The following is a 9,464-nucleotide window of genomic DNA, read 5'->3' as shown; positions in this document are numbered from 1 at the left end:
GTCAACAACGATGTCGGCAGCGGCGCGGTCGACGTGATCGACGCGCACGGCACGGTGGTCGCCGCGAGCAACTGGAATCAGCCGGTCAGCTTCGTCGGCACCAACGTGTCGTATCGCCCGTACTTCAAGGACGCGCTCGCGCAGGGCCGCGGCCGCTTCTTCGGCATCGGCACGAACACCGGCATTCCCGGGCTCTACTTCGCCAGTGCGATTCACGACGGCGACACGGCGATCGGCGCGGCAGCCGTGAAGGTCAGCGTCGACGCGCTCGAATCCGCGTGGCGCACGCCTGGCGAGGCGGCCATCGTCGTCGACGGCAACGGCGTGATCGTGATCTCGACCCAGCCCGAATGGAAATTCACCGCGATGCGCGCGATGACCGAGCCGCAGCAGCGCGATATCCAGGCATCGCGCCAATACGCGGGGCGCATCGTCGAGGCGCTCCGATACCGGCGCGTGGGCGACTGGAATGACAGCGCGTGGATCGGCATCTTCCCCGACCTGCGCCGCGCGGGCCGCACGGCCCGCTTTCTCGTGATGTCGCGCCCCGCGCCGCAAGGGCAGGACACGATCATGGTGCTGCTCGACACGGCGGGCGCGCGGCGCCAGCAACGGCTTGCGTTCGCGTTCGTGACGGGCGTGTTTCTGATCGCCGCGCTCTACGCGCTGTATGCGGTGCAGCGCCGCCGTGTGATCGTGGAGAAGCTCAAGGCGCAAGAAGCCTTGCGGCGCGCGAACGATCAGCTGGAAACGACCGTGGCGCAGCGGACCGCCGCGCTCACGCAAGCGAACGCGCAGATGCAGCGCGAGATCGCCGAGCGCGAACGCACCGAGCAGCGTCTGCGCGCCACGCAGCAGGAAGTCGTCCATGCCGGCAAGCTTGCGGTGATCGGCCAGATGGCGGCGGGGCTCACACACGAACTGAACCAGCCGCTCGTCGCGATCCGCACGCTCTGCGACAATGCGCGTACCTTCTTCGAGCGCAATCAGGGCGCACAAGCGATCGCCAATCTCGAGCGCGTCGGCCGTCTCGTGGACAGCATGGCGGTGCTCACGAGCGAGCTGAAGGCGTTCGCGCGCAAGCCGGAAGTGGAGCGCGTGGCGGTGTCGCTCGGCGAAGCGGTCGCACATGCGCGGCTCATCTACGAGTCGCGAATCCGCGACGAAGCGGTGCGGCTCGATGTGCGGATCGCGCCGGGTACGACGGTGTATGCGGAGTCGAGTCAGCTGCAGCAGGTGATCGTCAATCTGCTCGGCAATGCGCTCGACGCCGTGCGCGCCGCGAGCACGCGCGTGATCGCGATCGAGGCGAGTGAGCCTGACGCGCAAGGCCGTGTGCGCTTCACGATCGAGGATAGCGGCCCCGGCATCGCGCCGGATGTGCTGGCGCACCTGTTCGAGCCGTTCGTGACGACCAAGCCGCGCGGGCAAGGACTCGGGCTCGGGCTCGCGATCACGTCGCGCATCGTCGAAGGCTTTGGCGCGAAAATCACCGCAACGAATCGCGACGAAGGCGGAGCCCGCTTCACGATCGAATTCGCGGCCGCCGAGCCGCAAAGGACAGAACATGGCAGATGAGATTCGGGTGCTGGTCGTCGAGGATGACGAGAATGTCCGCATCGGCGTCGAGCAGGCGGTGGCGCTGGCGGGCTTTCCGGTGAGCGCCTATGCGTCGGCGGCCGATGCGTATGCCGACATCGCGCCGGGCGCGCCGATCGTGATCGTCTCCGACGTACGCATGCCCGGCATCGACGGCCTGCAACTGCTCGATCACGTGATGGCGATCGACCCGCAAATTCCGGTGCTGCTGATCAGCGGGCATGCGGACATTTCGACGGCGGTCAGCGCGATGCGCGTGGGCGCCTACGACTTCATCGAAAAACCCTTCTCCTCCGATGTCATCGCGGGCCGCGTGGCGCGCGCGGTCGAGAAACGGCGGCTCACGCTCGAAGTCGAGGGCTTGCGCGCTTCGCTGCACAACTGGCAGGGGATCGAGGCGCTGGTGCTAGGCAAGTCGCCGGCCATGGCGGAGGTCCGCAAGAAAATTCTGCGTCTGGCGGATACCTCCGTGTCGGTGCTGATCACTGGTGAAACCGGCACGGGCAAGGAGCTGATCGCACGCAGCCTGCATGACTTCAGCGCGCGGCGCGACGCGCATTTCGTGGCGCTGAATTGCGGCGGTTTGCCCGAGCAGGTGTTCGAGAGCGAACTGTTCGGGCATGAGGCGGGCGCGTTCACGGGCGCGATCAAGAAGCGCGTCGGCAAGATCGAATGGGCGAACGGCGGCACGCTCTTTCTCGACGAGATCGAAACGATGTCGATGGCGCTGCAGATCAAGATGCTGCGCGTGCTGCAGGAGCGCGTGGTCGAGCGCCTCGGCGCAAACGAGCTGATTCCGGTGGATTGCCGGATCGTTGCCGCTTCGAAGGCCGACCTCGCGGAAGTGTCTGCGCAAGGAGGCTTTCGAGCCGACCTGCTGTACCGGCTGAACGTCGCGCAGATCGAATTGCCGCCGCTGCGCGAGCGGCGCGAGGACGTTCCCCTGCTGTTCGAGCATTTCGTGCTCGCGGCCGCGCGGCGTTTCGGCACGCCGGCGCCGGTCGTGACGGCTGCGCAAGTGTCCGAGCTCATGACGCACGCATGGCCCGGCAACGTCCGCGAGCTGCAGAACGTCGCTGACCGCTTCGTGCTCGGGCTGACTGGCGACAGCCTGCTCTCAGCGGGCGCGGCTACCGTGAAAGGGGAGACGCTGGCGGACCAGCTGGCGTATTTCGAGCGGATGCTGATCGAGAACACGCTGCGCCGCCATCAAGGCAACGTCGCCCAGGCGAGCGAGGAGCTTGGGATGCCGAAGAAAACGCTGTATCACAAGCTGCGTCAGCTGAAGATCGCGGATCGCGACACGCAGGGCGACGAGAAGGACGACAAAGACCTCTGACCGGATTAATTGGTGCGGTACGTGGTCGTCGACGATTGCAGCCTGGTGAGCGCGCCGTTCTTGAGCCGGAACCAGCCCTCCGAGCCTTGCATCACGACTTCGTCGGGTTGCCAGAACACGCGCTTGATCGTCATGCGCGTGTTCACGTGCTGCACGAGCGGCGGATTGTGGCGAAAGTCGTACAGCACCGGGCCGTATGCGGTTTGCACGAGCATGCGCGTAATCGTGCTGTTGTCGTGGCCCACTTCGTCGAAATGCGCGAGCGTCTTCGCGTCGAAGCGGTCGAAGATATCCTTGCCGAGGACCGCCACGAAGTCGCGGTCGTCGCGCACGAATTGCACCGTGCCTGCGGCGGTGGCGAACGAGCCGGTCGCGTCGCTTTGCGCATGAGCGCAGGTCACGAACGAGGCGGCGGTGAGTGCGGCGAGTAACAGTCGTTTCATGTTGCTTTCCAGTGGCTTCGCAGGATTTTCGTTCATTTCTGTCGCTGCGTCGAAAATTCAAGGGTTCGAGAGTGCCGCGAGCAGGCGTCGCGATCACGTACGCCGTGCAGAGCGATGCCCTCGACAATCACTAACCGATGAGGCCGTGAAGGATCTGTGCAGCCGGATGTCGACGTCGAATTCTCCATGTTCCGGCTCGCGGATGGACAGAGCGCAAGTCTACCGCGGCAAGCATGCCTCGCCGACGGTAAACGGAAGAGGCGCCCGGCCCGCAGAACAATGTCCGCGGGCCGGGCGCCTCGGGGTACAGCTTGTTTCGCGCGACCAGGTGGCCGCCCGGTTCGATTAGTTCGCCACGTAGCCCGTGGGCAGCGTCGCATTGGCGCTCGCCACCGAAGCGTTCTGCGAAATCACATACACCGGCGACTCGGTCAGGCTCAGCGCGACCTTGCCGTTGGTGTAGCTCTTCGTGGTCGGATTGCCCATTTCATCGAGCACGGTGACCGTGCCGCTCGTGCCGGGTGCATCCACCGCGAGGCTGTAGCCCACGCTATAGGTCGAGCTGTAGCCGGCGCTCGCGCTCCACACACTGTTGTTGTGCGTCCACAAGGCCGTGATGACCGCGCCGTTGTTGAGCTGCTGGAACGCGTAGGCGTAGACGCCCGAGGGGGTCTTCTTCACCGGACCGAGCGTGTTGGTGCCGTCGAGAATACGCGTCATGGCCGCGACGGACATGGCCGCGGGCTTCGGGCTGATGTTCTGCGCGCCATACTGACCCTGTGCGTCGGCGAGATCGAAGAACGTGCCGTAGCCCACGAGGCCCGGGAAGTCGGCACCGTAGAAGATCCAGGTTTGATCGGCGCCTTCGCCCAGAATGATCAGGTGGCTGCGCGCCACCACTGCGCCTTGCGCGTACAGGATATTGCCGGTCGGATAGTTGGGACCGTACGACGAACCGTTGTCGTAGCTGATGCCAAGCTCCGTGCTGAACAGCTTCGTGCCCGGCTTGTAGTCAGCCGCCATTTCGCTGCGCAGCGCGCGCATTTGTCCCATCAGCGAGCCGGACGCGTTGGCCGGATCGGTTTCCTGACGCTCGGGCGGGAACGAAGGCGAGCTGCCGTTGATGTCGTAGTAGCCGTGCGTCGTCACGCCGTCGATGTCCTGCGCGTAGCCGAGCGGCGCGAGGGCCTTGAGGTGATCGGCCGTGCCGGACGGCGCCGTATCGGTCGGCCCCATCACGACTGCGTGCGGGTCGGTCGAGTGAATACCTTGATAGACGGCCTGATAGAGCTGCACGAATTGCGTGTTGTTGCCTTGCCATTGGGCGTCCGGCTCCCAGGTGAGCTGGTAGTAGTTCGACGCCTGCTTCGGAAAATAAGCCGTCCGAATGAGGTTCGACTCCGTACCGATCCGGCTCATGTAGTTCTGGTAGTACGAGAGGTTACTCGGCGGAAGGGCTTCGTCCTCGAACGCGCCGGTCGGGCTCGCCCAGGCGGGAATGCCGTCCAGACGCACGAGCCGCATCACGTTGCCCGTGTTGTAGAACGGGTCGAGATTGTTGACGTTCGGGTTGAAGGTGTTGGGGCCGTTCGGCTCCATGTTGTACAGCTCGCGGTGGTCGTACGTCCACGAGATGCCGAGCGAGGAGAGCACCGAAGTGTTGTCGTCTTCGCCTTGCATGCCGAAGCGGTGCAGGTCCTGATGCGAATACGTCACAGTCGGCACGATGCCGGCCAGATTGGGCAGCACGCCGAAGGTCGCGGTACCGGCGGGGCGGGTGCCCAGTTCGGGGAGTTGACCGCCGGCGGTCGCGAGCTTGGCGGTCACGGCAAAGTAGCCCGCGAGCGTCGACGAGCAGCTCAGCGTGGTCGTCACCGGGCCTGCCGTCACGCGCAGGCTGCCGCTCGTGACCACCTTGCCGAGATGGTCGCTGATCGACCAGTTCACGGTGTCGGCCGCGGGCGCGTTGGTGGTGAACGCGAGGGGAAATGCCGCGCCCGAGGCGAAGACACGGCCGCTCTGCGTGGTCGGCGTATCGACGCTCACCAGTTCGCTGCTGGAGCCCGCGCTCGATTTCACGGCGGAGCCGCAGTGCAGTGTGCCGCGCGTGGTGGTGGCCGCATTTGCGGTGGCGTCCATGGCAGTCGCGTCACTCGCGCTTTGTGCCGTGGCCGAGGCATTGGTTGCATTCGCACCGGAGCTTCCGGAGCCGCCGCCGCACGCCGCGAGGAACAACGACGACGACAGCAAGAGATAGAAGAGTTTCATCGATCGAAGAAAAAAAAGACAAAACGACGCCCAGCCGGCGACGGCGCGCGATAGCGCTCGGATGCTGGCTAAGGTCTGAAGAATGAGATTTAACGGACGCTGCACAACGGCTCGATGAGCCCTGCGCCCGCTACGTGCGCCGCGCGGCTCGCGCTATTGCGCGAACGTGCGTATCTGTCCTTGCTTTCACGTGGGTAAATCTTGCACCCTCGCTACGGCTGCCCCGTCGGGAATTCGGCCCTGCGCTGGATCCCTGAAGGAGGGGAGACGTGCGCAATTTTTTCGGACGAAGATTACGAAGTCACTGCTTGAAGTCAGACGCGCGGCGGATATTACCGATAATTCCCCCTGCCATGTGAAAATCAGACGTAACAAAATGTCACACGAATTGGCTCGAGTTTCAATTACCGAAACTTAGTCAATTTTCGCCAATAGCAAGGTATTAATTACCTCAAATGCAGAAGGTAATGCTTACTGCATGGATCGCGTGTTTCGCCTGCTATTGCCGGCTATATCGGCAGTTCTGGGATGGTCTGAAGTGTATCGATGTAATTTATTCTTTCGTCTATATTTCCCTTTTAAATTGCTTTCTGTTTTATTCGGGTCGGATTTTAATTGACTCTATTGGTATTATTGCGAGCACGTAGGGCGTCGAGTTGACCGAGGCGGGTCGTCACGCGTTTTCAAGCGCGGTGGCGGTGCACGACCAGTTGCAGTCGCTGGCGCGGGAAGTCCGGTCGCTCAGCGGCGAGGTGGCGGGCGTGGTGCGCCTGTTCGCTAACGCGTCCGCAATCATTGGTTTTCTGCCGGAACGGCTCAAGGACTTTCAGGCGCGCTACCCGCTCGTGCAGATCGCCCTGACCGAACAGATCAGCGACGGTGTAGTGCGGGCCTGTATGGAAGACCGCGCGGACGTGGGGATATCCTCGAGCGCCAGGTGCCGATCGAGCACTTCATCGCGCCGCACGCCGCCGTCTAGATTTCCCCTCAAGGAGAAATTGGATGGCAACACTGGAATTGACCGGCCGCGTACTGTTTCTTTGCAATGACCCGGTGCAGGTCGAGCGGCAACTGAACGGCGCCGATCTGCCGGGCGTCACGCCGGACGCATTGAAAGACACGTGTCGACCGATGAGATTGCGCCGATGAGCGTGCTCACGCGCTTCGACGACCGCCTCGGCCGCGTGCCTTATCTCGGCTTTCAGACCGGCGAGCGCAATCCTGTTGGTATGGATTCCGTACGAAATGGCGGATTCAGCGTGACCGTGGCCGGCAATCGCTACGGCAAGGGATCCCCGAAACAACTCATGCTGGCATTTGCGCTCAATAAATCGAGGCTCGTTCGCCTGATCGAGCATCGATATCCTCTACTCGTCAACGAGCGGATCACACTGGCAGCCACCGATCTCTGAGTGCGTTCCGGACCGCTCGCCAATATTTACCCGACTAGCGCGAAGCCCCCGAGACCTTTCGTCAACGGGGGCTTCGCTTTTGCCAGGCGCATCGATGGCGGGCGTTTCCACGAGGTGACCCTTGCACGCGGCGATAGAACACGCCTCTGCCTTCGCGCTTCGCCGCGGGTCGGATTCTCGACTCGCGTAGTAGCTGCCAGGTTCTATCAGTTCCGAGGAATAGCGAGGAATGTCGAACCGGCGGATCTGTAGCCGGCCCATTGCCGACGGACATGGCACGTGCGCGCAGGCTCAGCGATCCACCCGCTGCTGCCACTGGGCCGGATAGCGGTCGCCCACGACCTGGATCTCGTTGAGCGCCGCTTCGATCGCGGCGAGATCGCCGGCGCTCAACTCGACACTGGCCGCGCCCACGTTCTCGTCGAGCCGGGAAAGCTTCGTGGTGCCAGGAATCGGCACGATCCACGGCTTTTGCGCGAGCAGCCAGGCCAGCGCGATCTGCGCGCGCGTCGCGCCTTTGCCGTCGGCGAGGCGGCCGAGCACGTCGACCAGCCCCGCGTTCGCCTTGCGGTTCTCCCGCGTAAAGCGCGGCACCATGGCGCGGAAGTCGCTCTGGTCGAACGACGTGCGCTCGTCGATCGCGCCGGTCAGAAAGCCCTTGCCGAGCGGGCTGAACGGCACGAAACCGATGCCCAGCTCCTCGAGAACCGGCATCACCTTGTGCTCCGGCTCGCGCCACCAGAGCGAATACTCGCTCTGCAGCGCCGCGACGGGCTGCACGGCGTGGGCGCGGCGGATCGACTGCTCACCCGCTTCGGAAAGGCCGAAGTGCTTGACCTTGCCCTCGCGGATCAGGTCCTTCACCGTGCCGGCCACGTCTTCCATCGGCACGTTCGGATCGACGCGATGCTGATAGAACAGGTCGATGCGGTCGGTCTTCAGGCGCTTGAGCGATGCTTCGGCCACGGCGCGGATGCGCTCGGGGCGGCTATCCATGGGCTTCTTCGAATCGCCGTCCTGAAAGCCGAACTTCGTGGCGATCACCACCTGATCGCGAATCGGCGCGAGCGCCTCCCCAACCAGTTCCTCGTTGACGAAGGGCCCGTAGACTTCGGCCGTGTCGAAGAACGTGACGCCGCGCTCGAACGCCGTGCGGATCAGGCGGATCGCGTCGTTCTTTTCGGTGGCGGGGCCGTAGCCGAAGCTTAAGCCCATGCAGCCGAGGCCCAACGCGGAAACTTCGAGGCCGTTCTTGCCGAGTGTGCGCTTTTGCATGTCTTGCTCCTTTTTGCGTGAACTGAAATGACCGGCGCTCCAGTTCGCACGGGAGCGGCCTTCTACCCGACCGAGTGTAGGTTCCTGCAGGTCACTCAACAATGCCGCTAAACTTGCATGGGGTATTGAAGGAAATTCACAGATGGTGCGCACCGGCTTATCCGAACTGACGGCCTTCGTGACGATCGCCGAGCAGCACAGCTTCAGCGGCGCGGCGCGCGTGCTCGGCGTTTCGCCTTCCGCGCTCAGCCACACCGTGCGCAACCTGGAGGCGAAGCTCGGCGTGCGCCTCCTGAACCGCACCACGCGCTCCGTGGCGCTGACCGAGGCGGGCGAGCGGCTGCTTAGCCGCGTTCGGCCTGCCATGGCCGATCTCGAAGACGCCGTCAACGACGTCGCGACCGCGAGCAACCGGCCTTCGGGATCGATCCGCATCAGCGCCTCGGAATCGGGGGCGCGCCCGCTGATTCGCCATATGCTGCCGGGGTTCCTCGCCCGCTATCCGGACATCCGCGTGGAGTTCGTGACGGACTCGCGGCTCGTGGATATCGTGGCCGGTGGATTCGACGCCGGTGTGCGCGTGCTCGAAGACGTGCCGCGCGACATGATCGCCGTGCGCTTCACGCAGGACATGCGCTTTGGCGCGGTGGCCTCGCCCGCGTATCTGGCGCAGCATGCGCCGCCGCGCGCGCCGCACGACCTCGAGCAGCACCGCTGTATCCGCTTTCGCTTCGAGAGCGGCGCGCTGTTCCGCTGGGATTTCGCGCACCGCGGCAAGAGCGCCAGCATCGACGTGGACGGGCCGCTCACGCTCGGCAACCTCAACCTGATGGTCGAGGCGGCGCTCGCCGGGGTGGGCGTGGCCTGGGTGCCGGAAACGCTCGTGGCCGAGCATGTGGCTGGCGGGCGGCTCGTCCACCTGCTACCCGAGTGGGGGCCGGTGTTTTCGGGGCTCTGTCTTTACTATCCGGCCAATCGCCATCCGCCCGCGGCGCTGCGCCTGTTCGCGCAGGCCGTGCGCGAATGGGCCGATGCCGCACCGCAGCGCAAGCCGCAAACATGAAAGGACGCGGTGAAATGAACCGACCTGCAATGTATTGTGTCCCGTGCCCGCGCCGATACAGTGGG

At 64.3% G+C, this 9,464-nt stretch carries 8 protein-coding genes; 5 read left to right on the top strand and 3 right to left on the bottom strand.

Annotated features, from left to right (window positions below):
* Together AB4Y43_RS34460 and AB4Y43_RS34455 are read left to right on the top strand one after the other, a co-directional pair.
* On the top strand, window positions 1-1,578 hold a 1,578-nt coding region (locus AB4Y43_RS34460), incomplete at its 5' end, for an ATP-binding protein (RefSeq protein ID WP_368729821.1).
* Entirely contained in the window at window positions 1,568-2,938 is a 1,371-nt protein-coding gene (locus AB4Y43_RS34455; RefSeq protein ID WP_069266950.1) for a sigma-54 dependent transcriptional regulator, read from the top strand. The genes AB4Y43_RS34460 and AB4Y43_RS34455, both read left to right, overlap by 11 nt.
* A gap of 5 nt (window positions 2,939-2,943) precedes the next feature.
* On the opposite strand, the gene AB4Y43_RS34450 is transcribed toward AB4Y43_RS34455, so the two are convergent.
* Both AB4Y43_RS34450 and AB4Y43_RS34445 read right to left on the bottom strand, forming a co-directional pair.
* The gene (locus AB4Y43_RS34450; RefSeq protein ID WP_069267048.1) at window positions 2,944-3,381 is read right to left on the bottom strand and encodes a hypothetical protein; all 438 of its coding nucleotides are present in this window, start codon (window positions 3,379-3,381) and stop codon (window positions 2,944-2,946) included.
* A 345-nt stretch (window positions 3,382-3,726) separates the two neighbouring features.
* Entirely contained in the window at window positions 3,727-5,520 is a 1,794-nt protein-coding gene (locus AB4Y43_RS34445; protein WP_368683635.1) for a hypothetical protein, read from the bottom strand.
* Window positions 5,521-6,305: 785 nt separating this feature from the next.
* Between AB4Y43_RS34445 and AB4Y43_RS34440 the strand changes: the two genes are divergently transcribed.
* Window positions 6,306-6,698: a LysR substrate-binding domain-containing protein gene (locus AB4Y43_RS34440; protein WP_069266948.1), complete on the top strand. Its 393-nt coding sequence runs from the start codon at window positions 6,306-6,308 to the stop codon at window positions 6,696-6,698.
* A gap of 96 nt (window positions 6,699-6,794) precedes the next feature.
* Entirely contained in the window at window positions 6,795-7,061 is a 267-nt protein-coding gene (locus AB4Y43_RS34435) for a hypothetical protein (protein ID WP_368619216.1), read from the top strand.
* 291 nt (window positions 7,062-7,352) lie between these two features.
* Here AB4Y43_RS34435 and AB4Y43_RS34430 read toward each other — a convergent pair whose 3' ends face one another.
* Window positions 7,353-8,336 (bottom strand): aldo/keto reductase, encoded by a 984-nt coding sequence (locus AB4Y43_RS34430; RefSeq protein ID WP_368619217.1) that lies wholly within the window; start codon window positions 8,334-8,336, stop codon window positions 7,353-7,355.
* Window positions 8,337-8,478: 142 nt separating this feature from the next.
* Between AB4Y43_RS34430 and AB4Y43_RS34425 the strand changes: the two genes are divergently transcribed.
* The gene (locus tag AB4Y43_RS34425; RefSeq protein ID WP_368619218.1) at window positions 8,479-9,399 is read left to right on the top strand and encodes a LysR family transcriptional regulator; all 921 of its coding nucleotides are present in this window, start codon (window positions 8,479-8,481) and stop codon (window positions 9,397-9,399) included.
* Window positions 9,400-9,464 lie beyond the last annotated feature (65 nt).

It is taken from the genome of Paraburkholderia sp. BR10872, from assembly GCF_040965835.1.
GTDB classification, from domain to species: domain Bacteria; phylum Pseudomonadota; class Gammaproteobacteria; order Burkholderiales; family Burkholderiaceae; genus Paraburkholderia; species Paraburkholderia nodosa_A.
The sequence above is the reverse complement of the archived record's forward strand: the minus strand, read 5'-3'. Positions and strand labels throughout refer to the sequence as shown.